Annotated in this window: 17 protein-coding genes; 4 read left to right on the top strand and 13 right to left on the bottom strand. The window is 58.6% G+C overall.

Translation table 11 applies throughout. The features are described 5' to 3' along the window. Positions 1-10: 10 nt before the first annotated feature. The 5 genes from AACZ26_RS05045 to manA form a co-directional block, all read right to left on the bottom strand. Positions 11-337 carry a WhiB family transcriptional regulator gene (locus AACZ26_RS05045; RefSeq protein WP_100388469.1) on the bottom strand — a complete coding sequence of 109 codons (327 nt, stop codon included), beginning with the start codon at positions 335-337 and terminating at the stop codon, positions 11-13. A 140-nt stretch (positions 338-477) separates the two neighbouring features. Next, positions 478-1,425, bottom strand: a complete 948-nt coding sequence (locus AACZ26_RS05040; protein WP_339619612.1) for a GDP-mannose 4,6-dehydratase — start codon at positions 1,423-1,425, stop codon at positions 478-480. Beyond that, a complete protein-coding gene (locus AACZ26_RS05035; protein WP_339619610.1) occupies positions 1,425-2,411 on the bottom strand; it encodes a GDP-mannose 4,6-dehydratase in 987 nt (328 codons plus the stop codon). The genes AACZ26_RS05040 and AACZ26_RS05035 overlap by 1 nt, the downstream gene beginning before the upstream one ends. A 118-nt stretch (positions 2,412-2,529) precedes the next feature. Then, on the bottom strand, positions 2,530-3,798 hold the full coding sequence (locus AACZ26_RS05030; RefSeq protein ID WP_339619608.1) for an oligosaccharide flippase family protein: 1,269 nt from the start codon (positions 3,796-3,798) through the stop codon (positions 2,530-2,532). 10 nt (positions 3,799-3,808) lie between these two features. After that, the gene (gene manA, locus AACZ26_RS05025) at positions 3,809-4,993 is read right to left on the bottom strand and encodes a mannose-6-phosphate isomerase, class I (protein ID WP_339619606.1); all 1,185 of its coding nucleotides are present in this window, start codon (positions 4,991-4,993) and stop codon (positions 3,809-3,811) included. A gap of 108 nt (positions 4,994-5,101) precedes the next feature. Between manA and AACZ26_RS05020 the strand changes: the two genes are divergently transcribed. From AACZ26_RS05020 to AACZ26_RS05010, 3 genes are read left to right on the top strand one after another with little or no spacing between them, the layout of a single operon-like run. After that, the gene (locus tag AACZ26_RS05020; protein WP_339619604.1) at positions 5,102-6,286 is read left to right on the top strand and encodes an acyl-CoA dehydrogenase family protein; all 1,185 of its coding nucleotides are present in this window, start codon (positions 5,102-5,104) and stop codon (positions 6,284-6,286) included. A 9-nt stretch (positions 6,287-6,295) separates the two neighbouring features. Continuing rightward, on the top strand, positions 6,296-7,624 hold the full coding sequence (locus AACZ26_RS05015) for an O-antigen ligase family protein (protein WP_339619603.1): 1,329 nt from the start codon (positions 6,296-6,298) through the stop codon (positions 7,622-7,624). Then, positions 7,621-8,922, top strand: coding sequence for an O-antigen ligase family protein (locus AACZ26_RS05010; protein ID WP_339619601.1), 1,302 nt, complete (start codon positions 7,621-7,623; stop codon positions 8,920-8,922). Before AACZ26_RS05015 ends, AACZ26_RS05010 begins: the two co-directional genes overlap by 4 nt. 6 nt (positions 8,923-8,928) lie before the next feature. Here AACZ26_RS05010 and galE read toward each other — a convergent pair whose 3' ends face one another. Then, positions 8,929-9,894, bottom strand: a complete 966-nt coding sequence (gene galE / locus AACZ26_RS05005) for a UDP-glucose 4-epimerase GalE (RefSeq protein WP_339619599.1) — start codon at positions 9,892-9,894, stop codon at positions 8,929-8,931. Positions 9,895-9,994: 100 nt separating this feature from the next. Between galE and AACZ26_RS05000 the strand changes: the two genes are divergently transcribed. Further along, positions 9,995-10,603: an acyltransferase gene (locus AACZ26_RS05000; RefSeq protein ID WP_339619598.1), complete on the top strand. Its 609-nt coding sequence runs from the start codon at positions 9,995-9,997 to the stop codon at positions 10,601-10,603. A 113-nt stretch (positions 10,604-10,716) separates the two neighbouring features. Here the strand turns inward: AACZ26_RS05000 and AACZ26_RS04995 are convergent, their stop codons facing one another. The 7 genes from AACZ26_RS04995 to rfbC all read right to left on the bottom strand — a co-directional run bounded on the left by AACZ26_RS04995 (position 10,717) and on the right by rfbC (position 17,860). Then, entirely contained in the window at positions 10,717-11,079 is a 363-nt protein-coding gene (locus AACZ26_RS04995; protein WP_339619597.1) for a DUF2304 domain-containing protein, read from the bottom strand. Between the two features lie 4 nt (positions 11,080-11,083). After that, positions 11,084-11,749 carry a glycosyltransferase family 2 protein gene (locus AACZ26_RS04990; protein WP_339619596.1) on the bottom strand — a complete coding sequence of 222 codons (666 nt, stop codon included), beginning with the start codon at positions 11,747-11,749 and terminating at the stop codon, positions 11,084-11,086. A 109-nt stretch (positions 11,750-11,858) separates the two neighbouring features. Continuing rightward, positions 11,859-13,445 carry a DUF2142 domain-containing protein gene (locus tag AACZ26_RS04985; protein ID WP_339619594.1) on the bottom strand — a complete coding sequence of 529 codons (1,587 nt, stop codon included), beginning with the start codon at positions 13,443-13,445 and terminating at the stop codon, positions 11,859-11,861. Between the two features lie 14 nt (positions 13,446-13,459). Next, positions 13,460-14,929: a DUF2142 domain-containing protein gene (locus AACZ26_RS04980; RefSeq protein WP_339619593.1), complete on the bottom strand. Its 1,470-nt coding sequence runs from the start codon at positions 14,927-14,929 to the stop codon at positions 13,460-13,462. A 98-nt stretch (positions 14,930-15,027) separates the two neighbouring features. Then, entirely contained in the window at positions 15,028-16,383 is a 1,356-nt protein-coding gene (locus AACZ26_RS04975) for a glycosyltransferase (RefSeq protein ID WP_339619592.1), read from the bottom strand. Continuing rightward, positions 16,380-17,249, bottom strand: a complete 870-nt coding sequence (gene rfbA / locus AACZ26_RS04970) for a glucose-1-phosphate thymidylyltransferase RfbA (protein WP_339619591.1) — start codon at positions 17,247-17,249, stop codon at positions 16,380-16,382. The genes AACZ26_RS04975 and rfbA overlap by 4 nt, the downstream gene beginning before the upstream one ends. Next, positions 17,249-17,860 (bottom strand): dTDP-4-dehydrorhamnose 3,5-epimerase, encoded by a 612-nt coding sequence (gene rfbC / locus AACZ26_RS04965; RefSeq protein ID WP_339619590.1) that lies wholly within the window; start codon positions 17,858-17,860, stop codon positions 17,249-17,251. The genes rfbA and rfbC overlap by 1 nt, the downstream gene beginning before the upstream one ends. Positions 17,861-17,885 lie beyond the last annotated feature (25 nt).

The raw sequence follows: 17,885 nt of genomic DNA, 5'->3' as shown, positions 1-17,885 counted from the left end.
AGAAGGTCGCCTAGCCTGCGCGCTTGCGAAGTTTGCGACGTTCGCGTTCAGAGAGCCCGCCCCAAATGCCGAAACGCTCATCGTTCTCGAGAGCGTATTCGAGGCACTGGCTTCGAACTTCACACGACGAGCAGATTTTCTTTGCATCGCGAGTAGATCCGCCCTTTTCAGGAAAGAAGGCCTCGGGATCGGTTTGCGCGCACAGCGAGTCTGTTTGCCATGAGAGCGCGTTGTCGTCTTCGTCGGCGAGGGGTTGACGAACTCCGGGAACCCCGAGTCGTACGGGGTCAACAAACCAGTCGTCGGGAACTCCCGCGCGGTAACCGCTGTTGCCCATGTGGTTCTTCTCCCCTCCGCTTTCAATGCGTTGCATCGAATAGCGTCACATAATTACACCGGTGTAGTTCCCGAGAGTCAAGTCGCAGATCATAATTGCCTCGACTAGGACTTAAGGGTTATGGCGCGCCGTGACTTGAATCAACTCAGCAAAGCGAGATCATGATCGACCATCGCCGTCACGATTTCATCAAACTTCACCGTTGGAGTCCAACCGAGGATCTGCTGCGCCTTGCTCGCATCGCCCCGTTGCAGTGCAGCATCTCCGGTGCGCAGAAGCGAGTCAGCGACGGTTACTCGGCGCTCCCAATCGGCAACTCCCGCCCGCTCAAAGGCAGCAGCGACAAAGTCACGAACCGAATGCGAAACTCCCGTTGCAATGACAAAATCATCAGCCTCGGGATGCTGCGCCGCGCGGACGAGCGCGTCAGCGTAGTCGGGTGCCCACCCCCAATCGCGTCGAGCATCGAGATTGCCGAGCTCGAGAGTGTCTTGCAAGCCGAGGGAAATCCGTGCCGCAGCAGCGGTTATCTTGCGGGTCACGAAAGTTTCCGGGCGACGCGGCGATTCGTGGTTGTACAAGATCACCGAGGAGGCAGAGACGCCCGCTGTGCGATACGCGCCGACGAGACCGTGCGCATACGCCTTAGCGGCACCGTAGGGGCTTGTGGGGCGCACTGGGGTGCTCTCGTCTTGGGGTGAGACGGATGGTGCTCCGAAAATTTCGGCACTAGATGCTTGAACGAAACGGATGTCGATCTGACCGTGATCATGAATCTTCTTGACCGCTGCCAGCATCTCTGCCACAACGACGCCATTCAGCCGAGCAGTGAGAGCCGGATTTTGCCACGATTGATACACCGAACTGAGCGCGGCGAGATTGTAAATCTCTCGAGGTTGGAGCTCGGTGATGAGGTCGCCAATCGCACTATCGACGCTCAGATCGCGCTCGTGCACGACGACGCCAGGCGTCACGACTTCACCAGCATCTCGGGTTACGCCGTGCACCTCATAGCCCTGCGCGAGCAAGAGCTCGGCAAGATACGAACCGTCTTGACCAGTGACTCCGGTAATCAGCGCTCGCGTCATCAGAGGCCGGCAATCTCTTTCTGCTCACGCAGGTCTGCTTCAACCATCATCGACACGAGTTCCGGAAACTTGACCCGCGGCTGCCAGCCCAGCTTCTCTTTCGCCTTCGAGGCGTCGCCCACGAGGAGGTCGACTTCGGCGGGACGCATGAACTGTTCGTCGAAATCGACGTACGGAGTCCAGTCGTCGATGCCGACCGCGGCGAAAGCATGATCAAGAAGTACTCGGATGCTCTGAGTCTCCCCCGTGGAAATGACGTAGTCGTCAGGCTCATCCTGCTGAAGCATCAGCCACATAGCTTCAACGTAGTCTCCCGCGAAACCCCAATCTCGCTGAGCATCAATGTTGCCCAAAGTGAGGGTGTCTTGCAGGCCGAGCGAAATACGAGCTACCGCGCGCGTCACTTTACGAGTGACAAATTCGGGCCCGCGACGAGGTGACTCATGGTTGAAGAGCACCCCAGACGACGCGTGCATGCCGTAAGACTCTCGGTAGTTGATCGTCATGTAGTGGCCATATACCTTGGCAACGCCGTAGGGCGACCGCGGCCACAGCAGGGTGTCTTCGTTTTGAGGAACCGTCTGCACTTTGCCGAACATTTCCGAGCTCGATGCCTGATAGAAGCGCACTTGCTGACCGGTGGCTGCAGTGTGGAGCCGCACCGCTTCGAGCGCGTTGAGCACGCCCATTCCGGTAACTTCACTCGTGAGGTGCGCGTTCTCCCAGGAGTAGGCAACGAACGAAATCGCACCAAGGTTGTAGAACTCATCGGGCTTCGCGACGCTCATTGCTCGCATCAAGCTCGAGAGGTCGGTGAGGTCGCCGGTCAGAATCTCGACATCAGGAATCACCCGCTCAAGCAATTCACGCTTGGGGTTGTTCTGGCCACGCATGAGACCGAAAACTTTGTAGCCCTTCGAGAGCAAGAGCTCAGCAAGGTACAAACCGTCTTGGCCAGTGATCCCTGTAATGAATGCGCGCTTCATAGTTGTGTTTCTTTCTTGCTCGCGGCCGAACGGCTCCGGACTCCACGCCGAGACATCGGCCACAGTAACGGTACTGGAACTTGAGGAGACGCGCTGAGCGGCGAACCGCAGCATGAGGCTACGGCCCAGTTGGCGCGCCATCCGATCGCGTCGTCGCGACGAAAAAGCCGCCAGCCTTTGTACGCAACCTCCACACGAATAACGCCTGAGCGCAGACCGAGACGGTCTCGCCGATCGCTAGTCCCCATGCCCCGCCCGCTGCACCGAACGTCGCGCTGAGCACCAATATTGAGGGAACGCCGACGGCTGCGGCGAGCAGCACGCTCAGCATGAACTGCCGCCGAGCCCCCATGCCAACGAGCGTGATGCGGCCAAGCGAAGTACCGAGTGCGATGCCCAGCGTTGCCACGCCGAGCCCGAGAGCCGTTGCCTCATTGATCGCGACTTCGGCGCCGAAGAGCACTTCAGAAAGCCACGGGCCAATAGTCGCAAAAGCAGCAAGTCCTGCGAGCCCCAAAGTGGCGTGCACGAGCAACGATTTACGGATGCGCGCACCAAACTCGACATCACCGGCCTCAACTACCCAGCCCTGCAGCGCATTGCCGAGCGCCGAGACCGAATACTGCCCGATGCGGTAAAGCTTGTCACCAGAGACATACGCGGCCGCTTGCGCACTCGCGGCAGTGGCCCCAACAAAAGTTACGGCGAGAGAGTTGTAGGCACCACCAGCAACCTCGGTCGTGACGGCCGAACGATTTGCGCGGAACACCTCACGAACGGCGTGCGAGTCACGACGAGTGAACTCGGCGGCGCCTGCTGTGCGCAAGGCGAAAAGCCCAACGCTCACGAGCGACGCAAGCACAAGCAACACGGGGTACCAGATCACGTCACCGGCGTTCAACACGACCACCGCAGCAATAACTGTCGCGACTATACGGGGAGAGATTTCATAGATTGCGATCAAACTCGCCCGCCCCAAGCCGATCATGAACCACGCACTTGAGAGACCCGTTAAGGTCATTGCGATCGCCATGACCGCAGCATCAATCCGATAGTCGTCCGGCGAAACAACCGCGGCAATCACTGCCGCAATTACTGCACTCGGCAACCACACGAGGGCTCGGGCGTGCAGACTCGTCACGAGCAATCGGGGCCGGATGCTGGGCTCAGCTAGTGCAATCAGCGGCGGCCCAACCGTATTGAAACCCAGCGCAACGATAAGCGCGAAAAAACCACCGCTTGACTGTCCTACCGCGATCGCCAACCACGCGTCGGCTCCCGCTACTCTCGCCAAAATCGGCAAGAACAAAAATGGAGTGATGAGCGAGAGAAACGGCAAACCCGCGAAGCCGAGAATGCGTTTAGCGAAGCCTCCCCGTGCGGTCATGAGAGCAACACTATTGCGTTGCCGCGACAAACAACTGACCGGCACCCCGGATGCTCAGCCCGTGCTCATCGCCCGTGACGAAGATCGATTCCCCCCGTGACAGCGTTAGCGCGCGCTCCCCGCTAGAGACAACGAACTCTCCAACCGTGCACAACACGATCGCGGCGCTGTGCAGTTCAACGGTCGCAGCTTCGTGAACCTCAAGGAGTTGAAAGTCGCGCACGGGAGGCCGGAACACACGCGCGCCGTCACTCACGGGCTCGGCATTCAGGTAGGGAACTGGGCTTGCCGAGAAATCGAGAACGCTCAACAGCTCTGCGACATCCACATGCTTAGGAGTCAACCCGCCGCGCAATACATTGTCAGACGACGCCATGAGCTCAATACCAAGCCCCCGCAGGTAGGCATGGATGTTACCGGCAGGCAGGAACAAAGTCTCGCCCGTCGTGAGCGTCACATGGTTCAGCATGAGCGCAATGAGCACTCCGGGATCACCCCGGTAATAGCCCGCTAGCGTGCGAACAAGCGCGAATTCGTCGCTGGCCTGATCAGCCTCGGCGAGCGCCGTGACGCGTTCCACAAGCTCCGGCACCGGCTCCGCGGCAGAAATGAGCCACTCGAACATCGACCGCAGATCGGAATCAGCGCGAGCGAAAGCCAACCACTGCGCAAACAGCGCCGGCGCAGGAGTGCTACTTGCGGCATCCAGCTCCGCCAGTCGTTCGATGGATGCTCGGGTCTCGGTCATTGACCGAAAACCGCACAGCGCCTCGAAGGTGTCGCTGACCGCGAGAATGAGTTCTGGCTTGGCGGAGGCATCTTTGTAGTTGCGGTGACTGGCCGTCAGCGGGATACCCGCAGCGTTTTCGCGAGCGAACCCCTCGATGGCTTGCTCGGGAGTGGGGTGCGCTTGAAGCGACAGGGGCGCTCCGGCCGCAAGAACCTTCAGAAGGAAGGGAAGCCGCTCACTCCCCGCGCCAAGAACCTGCTCGCCATCGCGTTGAATCCACTCATGAAGGTCGCCGGCAGAGCCCGTGAGCGTGGGATCAAGAATGACGCTCGGGCTGCCGGGGTGAGCACCCAACCAGAGTTCCGCTTCGGGCTTCCCTGTCGGCATAGTGCCCAATAGTGTCGAAATTTCGCCAGCGGAACCCCACGCGTAGTCGCGCGGGGTATTAGTGATGCCTACAAACATTCAGTCAACTCTTCTCTCAGCGTTAGACCAAAGTACCAATCGTGTAGAAGCGACGCGTACTCAGCCTTTAGGCTCGCAGTGATTTCGACAAGCAATGGAGCGACGACTATGTCATTTGAGACCCTCAGCAGCGACTTCTACGGCTACGAGAATGCACTCACCGATCAAGAAAAAGAAACGATCGTGAAGCTTCGCGCGTTCCTTGATAAAGAGGTGCGCCCGATTGCCAACGACCTGTGGGCCAAAGCAGAGTTCTTTGATCGCGACGTCGTCGTGAAGGGCCTCGCCGATCTCGGGCTCTTCGGACTCCCCTGGGCCGAAACCCAGCAATTCCCGAACTCGGCCGTGTTCCGCGGTTGGGTAGCACTCGAGCTCGCCCGCGTGGATGCGAGCGCGGCAACTCTCGTGGGAATGCAGAACGGTCTCGTCATGGGCTCGATCGGTGTTGCTGGCTCACAAGAGCAGCGCGATGAGTGGCTGCCCAAGTTTGCGTCCGGCGAACTTCTCGGCGCCTTCGGACTCACCGAGCCGCTCTCGGGCTCCGACACCGCTCAAGGCCTCCAGACCGTCGCCAAGCGCGATGGCGACAACTGGATCATCAACGGGGCCAAGCGCTGGATCGGCAACGGGTCCATTAGCGACGTCACCATCATTTGGGCTCGCGACGAAGAAGACAACCAGGTCAAGGGATTTATCGTGCCCACGAGCACGCCCGGCTACTCCGCCACTCGTATCGAGAACAAGATGGCTCTGCGCATCGTGCAGAACGCTGACATTGTGCTTGAGAACGTTGTTGTTCCCGAAGCCAACCGTCTTCAGAAGTCTCAATCGTTCCGCGAGACGGCCGCCGTGTTGCGACTCACTCGCGCAGAAGTAGCGTGGGCAGCGGTAGGAAACTCCATCGGTGCTTACGAAGCCGCCGTTCAGTATGCCAACGACCGCATCCAGTTCGGCAAGCCGATCAGCAGCCACCAGCTCGTTCAGGAGCACCTCGCGAAGAGCCTCGGAAACATCACAGCTTCCATCGGGATGGTGACGCGCGTCTCTGAAATGCTTGACGAGGGTGTGCAAAAAGACGAGCACGCGGCACTTGCCAAGGAGTACACGACTAGCCGGATGCGCGAGACCGTCGCTTGGTGCCGTGAACTCATGGGAGGCAACGGTATCGTTCTCGATTACGGTGTCATGCGTCACTTTGCCGACGCCGAAGCGATCTATTCCTATGAAGGAACTCGCGAAATGAACACCCTGATCGTGGGCCGTGCCATCACGGGCAAGGCCGCATTCGTCTAATCTTGCGTAATGCGACTGATTGAGCACCCACGGGCGCGAACCTGGTTTCTCGTTCTGTCGCTACTAATCCTCTTCGGCGGGGATGCTTGGCGATTTTCGGTTGGCTGGGTTGCTTGGGGCATTGTCGCGGTCGGAATCTTCGCGATTTCTGTCGTCATCTTGGTTCAGTCTCGGCAGCGCTGGACTATCGGCGGCCTCCCCTATCCCTTCATCGTGTTCATGGCGCTCGCGACGGGGTCTCTCGTGTGGTCGCAGTATCCCGCAGCGAGCGCACTCGGACTTGCTACAACGTGGATGACCGTGCTTGGCGCGCTTGCGATGGCCGTGAGTTTCAGCTGGGCTGAGCTGCTCAACGGGCTAGCTCGAGTGCTGCGCATCTTGATCGTGGCATCACTCCTGTTTGAGTTCGTCGTGGCCACCCTCGTGCGCGGCCCGATCTTGCCTTGGACAGCACAACCAGAAGTCGCTGTTCCTGGTTACGACAAGGTTCCGCAGATGCTCTATTGGTCACGCAACGAGCTCTTCGAGACCTTTGATGACGGACGGATTCAGGGCATTGTGGGCAATGCAAACCATCTTGGTTTCCTTGCCCTTCTCGGAGTCATCGTGTTCTCGATCCAATGGGCGACGGGTGCTGCGGGAAAACGGTGGTCAATCACCTGGATTGCACTGGCCGCCCTCACACTTTTCTTCACACGCTCTGCAACCGTGACTGTCGCGCTCGCAGCGGTAGCCGTCACCGCGGCGGGCCTGCTGCTCATCCGAAGCCGCCGCACCGATTGGGCACGCCGCCTCACGGCGGTCGGTGTTGTCGCCGCAGCCGCCGCCGCTGGGGGTGTCGCCTTCGCGCTCAGAGACACCATCTTTGGGCTTCTCGGAAAAAGCGGCGACCTTACGGGTCGTGCCGAAATTTGGCAGATCGTCATCGGTCTCGCCGAGCAACGCCCCGTTCTCGGTTGGGGCTGGATCAGCTTCTGGATGCCGTGGGTCGAACCGTTCAAGGATCGCGTTATCCGCAACGGGGTCGTGCAACTCCAGGCTCACGACACGTGGCTTGATGTCTGGCTGCAGCTCGGGCTTGTCGGGGTGTTCATATTTGGAGCGCTGGTTGTCTCCACACTGCTCAGGGCGTGGCTCGCGGCCATCGACCGGCCCCAGCGAGCGCCACACACGAGCGAGCCATACTCGCCACTCACACTGCTACCGATCTTGGTGATGGTAGCGCTCGTGGTGCAGAGCATCCCCGAAAGCAGGCTCCTTGGCGAGTACGCGCTTGCTCTGCTGGTGATCATCGCCGTTAAAACCAAGAGGCCCGATTGGACGGTGAGCGCTTCATGATCCAGCCTCCCCCGCGTTACCGTGTCGCGATAGAGGTAGGCGCCGCGATTCTCGGCTCTCCTCGTTTCTCCTCCGCCCTCAGCTCGGCCACGATCGCCGTGGCGCTGTGTGCGTTTGCATTGCGCCAAACCATTGGCGAAGCCGGACTGTTAGCGATCCTCTCGAGTCTTCTCCTTCTGGTCGCTGGCTCCCTCGCTGCACAGTGGGGCAATATTGGTTGGCGTGCGCTCGTGCCCATCTCACTGATGGTGTTCACTCTGTGGACTTGGGTGTCTCTTTTCTGGAGCCAGTACAGACTTGAGTCATTTGCGGCAGCGACCTCCCTGCTCGTATTCACGGTGCTCGGAATCTATATCGCGCTCGTTCGCGACACGATCCAAATCGTTCGAGCCTTTGGCGATGTCATGAGGTTTGTTCTCGTGCTCTCCATCGGCCTTGAGATCCTTACCGGGCTGATCTTCGATACGTCTCTGCGCGCGCTCTCGATCGCCGGCAACCTAGGAACGACTGATCCGATTCAAGGGATCTTTGGGGCCCGCAACCAGCTCGGCATCATCGCAGTCATCGCTCTGATCACTTTTGCAACAGAACTGCGCACTCGATCGGTCGAACGCGGTTTGTCAATCGGATCCATAGTGCTTGGCAGCGTGGTACTGCTTCTCTCACAATCTCCACTGGCCTTTGGAACAGCTCTCGTCATTCTCGCGGCGAGTGGCGCACTTTATGCTCTGCGTCGCGTCCCGTCGGGGCGCCGCCGTTATTGGCAGTTTGTGCTCATCGGGTTTGTCGCGACCGCTGCCGTGATCAGCTGGCTCTCCCGAGTGGCAATCGTTGCGTGGTTCGACGCCAGCGGAGATCTTGCCTACCGCCTTAAAGTGTGGCGACAACTGTGGGACCTCGGAGAGGTGCATCGTCTTGAGGGTTGGGGCTGGATCGGTCCCTGGGACGCCGAACTCGCACCATTCACCGCCTTCGGAAACTTCGGTGGACGTGTGCCCGACTCAGCACATAACGCGTACCTTGATGTGTGGTTCCAGCTTGGCCTCGTCGGATTCCTGATTTTCTTGGGGCTCCTTGGGCTCGCCTTTATGCGTTCGTGGCTGCTTGCTTCACGTCGGCGAAGCATAGTCTTCGCGTGGCCAGCCCTCGTGTTACTTGCGCTTATCGTGAGTGCGACCGCGGAAAGTTCACTCCTGATCGAGTTTGGGTGGCTCACTTTTGTCGTGTGTTGCGTAAAAGCAGCTCGCGAGCTCAGCTGGCGCAACGCGCTCGACGCTAAAGCGCCGTCCGCACTCTAAGTCCTGCTAGCGCGCTTCTAAGTACTGACGTGACTCCCAAGCCGACCGCACGATGTCATCAACGCTATACCGCGCGGTCCACCCTGTGAGGTCATGAATTCTATCGACCACTCCGACCACTGCAGCCGGATCCCCGGTACGACGCCCGCCCACCGCGAGAGGAAGCCGACTCCCTGACACATCCAGGATAGATTGCACCATCGCGCGCACGCTTGTGCCGACACCCGTACCTACGTTGAGCACAGTATTGTTCGGCTCGGCGGGAAGAGCATCCAGAACAGCCAAGTGGGCCTCCGCCACATCGCTGACGTGGACATAGTCGCGGATGCACGTTCCATCGGAAGTGTCGTAGTCGTCGCCAAAGATCGTCGGAGAGATCCCGGCGGCTATCTGATCGAAGCAAATCGGGATGAGGTTGAGCGCTTGAGTGTCGCCCAGACGCGGGTCTCCCGCACCACCCACGTTAAAGTACCGCAAGCTTGCCGCGCGGAGGGGCCACGCCCGTGACGCCGCGGTGATCAGCTGCTCCCCTGCGAGCTTCGTCGCTCCATACGGATTGATGGGCAAAGTTGGCGCGTCTTCAGCGATGGCGCCGGACGCTTCGCCGTACACCGCTGCGGACGAAGAAAAGACGATTTTATGAACGCCAGCGGCTTCCATCGCCAGCAATAGTTGAGCTACACTTCCGACATTTTGCTCGTAGTACCATGCTGGTTTCTGAACCGACTCAGCCACTTGCTTCTGGCCTGCGAAATGGATTACAGCATCGATACGATGCTGCACCATTAGCGCCTCTAGATCATTCGCAGACGCGCTCGCGATATTCAGCGTGACGACAGGAATTTCCGGGATTCGATCCCGGGACCCCGTCACCAAGTCGTCCACCACCAGCACGTATTCGCCCCGCGCCACTAGAAGTTGCGCTGTGTGCGCCCCTATGTACCCGGCTCCCCCGGTGACCAAAACTCTCATTACACCAGTCTACGAGCGATGCTCGCGCCAAACAGAATCAATCAATCTGAGCGACTAAGCTGAACTCATTCCATTCTTCGCCGCTATTTTTGGGGTTTCCATGAGTGATTCTCGCGTATATGTGCATGACACAGCAGATGTAGCCGACAGCGCCGTCATCTCTACGGGGTCAAAAGTTTGGCACTACGCCCAAGTGCGCGAGAAAGCGCGGCTCGGAGAAAATTGCGTAGTAGGACGGGGCGCATATGTGGGCACCGGAGTCGAAGTAGGCGCTAACTGCAAAATTCAAAACTACGCACTTGTGTACGAGCCTGCACGGCTCGCCCAGGGAGTGTTCATCGGGCCAGCGGTAGTTCTCACGAATGACCATTTCCCTCGCGCGATCAACGCTGACGGCACGTCAAAGTCGGCAGACGACTGGGAGCCGGTGGGCGTGGATATCCGAGAAGGGGCTTCGATTGGCGCGAATTCAACCTGCATAGCCCCGCTAGTAATTGGGCGCTGGGCGTTAGTAGGTGCGGGCTCCGTAGTCGTGAAAGATGTTCCCGAATTTGCGCTCGTGGTTGGTAGCCCCGCAAAACGGGTCGGGTGGGTAGGAACCGCCGGGCACCCTCTCACGCACGTTTCAGGGGACGACTGGACATGTCCTGTTACAGGTGCGATGTATCGACAGACAGGCTCAGACCAGCTCATCATGCTCGACGCGTAATTTCGTCTGCGAATGAATTGCGGGTATCGAAGGTCTGCAAAAGGCTCACGCGGAGCCACAAAGCCAACCCGAACCAACTAACGGCCCGCAGCCAATCAATCGATACGAGCGCGCTACTCGCCACCAGAATTTTCGGATTCGCCCTGAGGGCTTCGCACTGCCAACAACGCGACTCGTCTCGCCAGCTCTGTAACGTCGTTCTCGGTTCGTCGAGAACGACGGTATGAAGTTGCCACGAAACCCAAGAAAACCAGGACCATGATGTATAGCAACAAGTCGGTGCCGCGGCCGACCCCGACCAAGTTGGCCGCGTAGGTCCAGAGTTGCGGCAAGAATACCGATGATGCCGCCGCGACCATGAATAGCAGAAGCAAGAGTCGCTGCATCGCTTGATGGCGAGCGCCTCCTCCGCGCAGCATGAAGTATCCCGCAATGAGGATTACTAACGCGGCAAGTACCTGAAAAACGATCGTCATCGAGTCACCTAAACACTATTTCTACAAGGATATTCACGGCGTTAAGGAGGGACTGGCCCTTCCTCTTAGAGTATTCGGTGTACACGATGTGTGTCGGAAACTCTGACCATTCCGCTTGAGAAGCACTGATCTGATCGACCAGTTCAGAAGCGTGCGCCATACGATTCTGCTTCAAATGTATTTGGGAGACTAGGCTCCTGCCGATTGCCCTGAGACCATTGTGAGCATCAGTGAGGGCCATCCCCGTAGTCGCTCGAGTGTACGCAGCTGCTGTGCGCAGAACCAGCCGCTTGGCGCCACCCATTGAAGTGCGCTCATCAAGGAATCGAGATCCGATAACCACATCGAGGTTATCCGCACGCAGCTTTGCGACCATATCTACCGCATCCGAGACTTGGTGCTGACCATCTGCGTCAAACGTCACGACTTCGGTCATTTCAGGGTCCGAAAGTGCAAATTCGAAGCCCGTCTGCAGACTGGCACCCTGTCCAAGATTGATCGGGTGAACGACGACCGTCGCGCCAGCGGCGCTGGCAGCGCTCACTGAGTCATCGGTCGAGCCATCATCGACACACACAATGTGTGTAAATGAACGCTTGAGGTCTTCGATTACCGATCCGACCATACTGCCTTCGTTATACATCGGCACAACGACCCAAGTTCGACCCATGATGACCAGTTTGTCACAACGCAATTCGTGCCATCGACGATTTCACACGTAAGCAGCTAAATGTCTGGTGAAAAGCTCTTAACCCTCAAGAACCTTGATTCGGAATTTACTAACGGGTCGCCCTCGCTACCGAATGCACCACGCGGTCACCAGACTGATCCCGGAAGCCAGGATCCGAAGTTCGGTACATTTCGCGCGCAAGGATCGTCACCATGAGCGCGAATGACACAGAGCCTACGGCCCACACCACCATGGGGGACGGAACTCCGACCCAAAACCACTCGGCGCCGGCATTGAGGTTCCATCCGGGCGCATCATTGCCTGTTATGTACCTGCGCATATTCATATGGAGCGCAACGAGGTTAGCCATGCTCAGAGCCGCAACCAGAGCGAGAGTCTGCACTCTGCCAAGAGCAAATCGTCTATGCCCTTCTTGCAGGACCAATAGCCCGCCCAAGAGGACTACAAGCGGCAATATGTAGCGCGGCTGAACTTGTTCTCCAACTTTGTCACCGCCTTGCGTGAGCACGTAGGTGGGCAATATCCAGAGCACGAGCGCCACAGCGGCAATCACGAACGCTTTTCGCTTGTTAAGCACTGCCAGCCCGCTGAAACCAACTCCCACGAACGCCGCTATGCCGAGGAAGGTCACCAACGCAGGAATGGGAGTATCGAGCCATCCGAGATCCCAGCCTCCGAAGGCTCCAGTCCACAGCGAAGGAACATTGAGAAGGTTATAGGCCATCAACCCAAATCCAGACAGGCTGTCGGCAGCCGTGGCGGCTTGCCCCGCTGCCGGCCCAGCTTCTTCCCCACCGAAACCATTGATTCCTGCCGATGTCTGACGCGCTGCCAAGAAAAAAGCAGCAGAAACGACAAACATGAGTAGAGGCAAAATCGAGAGCAGCCAAAATCGACGAGTATTCTCAAACGCCAAAATACCTGTGACGCCAAGCGCCCCCACTACGTACATCGCCGAATCACCGCGAGAACCTGCTGCCATCAGCACAGCGATCACCACGAGAGCTGCGGATGCCCACCGCACGGCACGGGTTCTAGCCTCGTAATAGCTGAGAAGTGCCAGCCACGCAGACCCAACGCCGACGACGGCCCATCCGCTGGGATTGTTAGATGCGATCAAAAAAACGCCTAGGGGCATCGTCGTAACGAGCCACCCCCACACGAGAGCTGGACGTCGACTAATTGGTAGCAGCACGTATAACGCAGTGGTGATGACCACAAAGAGCAACACATTGACAAGTCGCATTCCCATAACCGAAGCATGCGCGTCATCACCAACAAAGACGCTCATCACCGAGTAATAGAGCGGAGGGTATGCTCCGACAAAGTTGCCGCGCATAGTCTCGACCAAAGTGTCATTCTCAAAATCGAGGTTGTTCTGACACGCCGCACTCTCATTGCTATAGAACGCGTAGCAAGGGGAGTTGAGCACCGCTTCGGGAACGAAACGTGAGTAATCAGCGCTGCCGTCTTGGCAGTACGCCTCGTCGCCAGTGGAACACCAAATGCTCACGAGATGAAAGTCGTCATCAGGAGCAGCACCCATCGGTGAAGCGAAAGCCCACGCCGAAAGCGCAAGCAACGCTAACACTGGCACCAAGTAGAGAATTCGGAAACGACGAAAGAATTGGGTGCGTGCAGACGCGACAACGGGTTCAGAGCGGCCGGGTACCATTCGTACAGGCTATCTCAGAGGGCGCTAACGCTGTCGCGCTCACGCGAGAGGTCTTGTTTTTCATCTACGGGAGTCGCGCGATGCGAAAGCAAAAGCGCTGACAACGCGGCAGAGAAGCACAACGATCCCACGATCCACACCACATTCGGTGTAAGTGCAGTATTCCACCACCACTCTCGCCCAGCATCAAGATTGGGGGTCAGCGCATCAATCCCCGTGAGATATCGACGCGTGTTCAGGTAGAGCGCGACGAGATGGGCGCCGGACAGCGCCACAACAATCAAGCAGGTTTGAGCCCTCGACAAAACAATGCTCTGCGACCGAGGCGCAAAGAAAACAGCTCCTACGAACACAACAATCAGCGGCAGGAGGTATCGCGGCTGGTAGTCATCTCCTACATCTTTTCCTGCAAGCACGAGAAGAGTGACAGGAATCGCTGCCAAAGCCAGGGCACCGAGAGCGACGACCACGGTCTTGCGCTTGGAGGAAGAACGAGCCGCAACGAAACCTGCACCGATGAGCGCCGCCAGACAACTGCCCCAGACAATCGCGGGCATCGACGTGTCCAACCAACCGAGTCCCCAAGACTGACCAAATATTCCCGTCCAGATCGACGGGACTTCGGTGAGGTTGAAGGCGATTCGGGGAACGATGACGCCCAGACCGAGCGGTTCATTCACAGCGCTTGTCACAACATCAGCCGAACGCGACGCCCGGAACAACAGACCACAAATGATAAAACCGGCAATCGGCAAAAGAGACGATACCCAAAAACGTCTATTTCTCTCAGCGGCAAGCAAGGCGGCAGCCAGCACAGCTATAACAAACAGAACAGAGGCGTCACTTCGAGAACCGGACGCCATCACGGCCGTGAGAAGGAAGACAGCACCGAGGCCGATGCGCTTTCGCCCGCGCGCTTCGTAAAATCCGAGAAGCGCGAGCCAGCCGTAGCCCACACCCATGATTGCCCACGAACTCGGATTCGTGGATGCGAGGGCAAAAAGTCCCAGCGGAACAGTCGTGAGCGCCCATTGCCAGACCAATATTTGGCGACGTCTCTCGGGAAGCAGGAGGTACAAAGCGACGCCGAGCGCGACGAAGAGCGCAACGTTGACGAGACGCATGATCACGACTGAAGCGTGAACATCCTGCCCCACAAAGAGACTCATGGTGCCGTAGTAGACCACCGGATATCCGCCAGCGAAGTTGCCGCGGGCGGTCTCCGTCGTTGCTCCCTCGGTGAAGTCGATGCTGTTTTGGCAGCCAGCACTCTTCTCGGCGTCATAGGCGAAACAAGCGGGGTTCGCCACAGCGGGAGGGACCAGACGGGTTCCATCATCGCCAGAAGGGGCACAGTAGTCAGAGTTGCCTGTCGCGCACCAAATGCTGGTCAGATGAAAGTCGTCGTCAGGACTCGCCCCGACGGGTGAGGACAAAGCCCAGGCCGCCAGTGCGGCGAACACCAAAACGGGTGCCACGATCATCCTGAATCGCCGGTCTGAGCGTGAGAGCACGGAGCGCACACCAGTCAACATCCGACAAAGCTAACGCCCAGAAGTCGGGAGAATGCTGTGAGCAAAATTTAGCTCCGAACTCTCGCGACGATCTTTGCTGCCGTGGCTTTGACACCCGTATGGCGCAAGTGGTGCCACGCCATGCGCAGGTCGTGACGCAGGCCGTAAGGCTTGCGAACTTTACCGCCCAGTGCCACCCCACGACGACGCGTTTCTGCGTGGTCGGCGGCGTGCTGCGGGTTGGCAACAAAATTCACCAAAGGCGCGAGCGTGCGCTTCCAGTAGAAGTCCTCACGAACCCGAGCGACGTTCTGCTTGCACTCGGCAATGAACGCTTCGTCGTAGAGAACACGGTCGAGGGCTGCTGCGAGAGCATCCGCGTCTTGGGCAGGCACGGTGAGCCCCAGTCCCTCAGCCTCGATGAGATCGGCGAAGCTATCGCCCTCAGTAACAACCATGGGCAGCCCCGCCCAGAGATAGTCGAGGATGCGAGTGCGGAACGAGAACGTGGTCTCGATATGAGACATATGGGTGCTGACGCCGGCATCCGCCTCGGTCAAATAGTTTTGGCGATCGGCGTAGTCGACCCACTCCTCGTTAAAGAACACCGAGGAATTGAGTGCACCCAACTCGGCAGCAAGGTCATGCGACTCGCGCACGATCCCCATCTGGTCGACTCCCGGATGCCGGGTGCCGAGAAAGTAGAGCTTGGCCGTGTCGCGCGTTTCAGCAAGTTTCGCAACGGCCCGGATCAGAGTCTTGGGGTCAAACCAGCTGTAGACGCCACCGCCCCAGATCATGAGCTTGTCGTCGGCGTTGATGCCCGGCAGAACACCCTTGAGGGTGTCGCGCTCATGCGCGGGAGGCGTGCCTTCGAGACCAAATGGCACAACGCTCAGAAGGCCCTCAAGGTGGGGATCGTTCTCGTAGGTGGCGGGGCTGAGGCGCCCGAGCGCCGCCATCTGGCCAAAGTAGAACAGTCGCTGCCGTTCCGAGGCACACATAAAGAAGTCACCGAGCGCGAGCTGTTCGTTGAGCACCTCTATCGCGGTCGTGACGCGAAGCTCCCACGTGGCACGCGCAAGTTCACGGCCCTGCTCAAGCATTTCGAGATGCATGGGGTCGTAAATGTCGACGACGGTGATCTTGTCTGTCGTGCGCAGCACTTCGAACTGGCGCATGGCGTGGCCTTGGAAGACCACAACGTCGCACCACTGTTCGAGTTTCGCAAAGGCGTCGTTCTCCCCCGGCGTCACGAGAGTGAGTTCGAAGGGGGCATCAACCGGCTGCAGCTTTGTCGTCGTCATGAGCGTGACCTCATTGCCCGCTTCGGCGAGCGCGAGAGCCATATTCCACGAACGAATCGCGGGCCCTGCCATCCGGGGACCGATCGGGTCACCCGTAATGATCAGTACACGAGTCACTTCGCTGCCGCCAACAGTCCTTCGAGATAGACGCCGTAGCCGCTCTTGACGAGAGGGGCGGCGAGGGCAGCGAGTTGGTCGTCCGAAATCCAGCCCGCGCGCCAGGCGATCTCCTCGATGCAGCCAATCTTGTAACCCTGGCGGTCTTCAATCACGCGCACGAATTCGGTGGCTTGAACCATCGATTCAAATGTGCCGGTGTCGAGCCACGCGGTACCACGATCGAGCACGTTGACCTGCAACTGACCCCGGTTGAGGTAGTGCTCATTGATGGTCGAGATTTCAAGTTCCCCGCGGGCGCTCGGCGTGATTGACTTTGCGATCTCAATCACCGAGTTGTCGTAGAAGTAGAGGCCAGGCACCGCGTAATTGCTCTTCGGCTCGACCGGCTTCTCTTCGATCGACTGCGCAATGAAGTTCTCATCAAACTCGACAACGCCGTAGGCGTGGGGGTTGCGCACGTGGTACGCGAAAATGAGTGATCCATCGACGTCATTGTGCTTGCGCAGGTTTGATCCGAGACCCACGCCGTGAAAGATGTTGTCACCGAGAACGAGAGCGACCTTTTCATCACCGATGAACTCCTCGCCGATAATGAACGCCTGTGCGAGTCCATCTGGCGAAGGCTGCACGGCATACGTGAGCTCGATTCCCAGTTCGCTGCCGTCACCAAGCAGTCGCTGAAACTGCGGTTGATCATCCGGAGTCGTGATGATGAGAATCTCGCGGATGCCCGCACTCATGAGAGTCGACAAGGGGTAGTACACCATGGGCTTGTCATAGATGGGCATGAGCTGCTTGGAAATGCCCTTAGTAATGGGCCACAGGCGCGTACCGCTGCCACCGGCCAAAATAATTCCGCGCATTAGTTGCGTTCCTTTCGGTTCGCCTCGTAATACTCCTTGACGGCTGCGTACGAGGGAAGTGAGCCATCAGCGAGGCGCTCAGCAAGAGTGGGGGCGATTTTGTCTTTGGGCGAGAGCACGAGGTCGCCGAGTTCGGGCGGGAACACCAAACCGATTTCAGGGTCGAGCACGTTGATGTCGTGTTCGGCTCCCGGCTTATATACGTCGCTCACCAAATACGTGAGGGTCGCGTCGTCAGTGAGCGCGATGAAGGCATGGCCGAGCCCCTCAGCAACGTAAACCGCACGGCGGTCGACAGTGTCGAGAATGACGGAGTCCCACTGACCATAAGTGGGCGACCCCTCCCGAATGTCGACGACGAAATCGATACCGGCACCGTGGGTGACCGTGACGTACTTGCCTTGCCCGGGAGGAACATCCGCATAGTGGATGCCTCGCACAACGCCACGCTGCGAGACCGACGTGTTGGCCTGGCGAAGGTCAAGCGGGTGCCCCACTACCTCTTCGAGCTTGTCGAAGCGGTACCACTCCAAGAACACGCCGCGGTCGTCAGCGAATTGTTTTGGGGTGATTTCGTAGGAATCTGGCACCGAGAGTTCACGTATCTGCACACCCGGAATCTTACCCGGCGAGTCT

Origin of the sequence: uncultured Salinibacterium sp. (genome assembly GCF_963974405.1) — a bacterium.
GTDB lineage: Bacteria > Actinomycetota > Actinomycetes > Actinomycetales > Microbacteriaceae > Rhodoglobus.
Note: the sequence above shows the minus strand (reverse complement) of the source record. Positions and strands in the feature narration are given on the sequence as shown.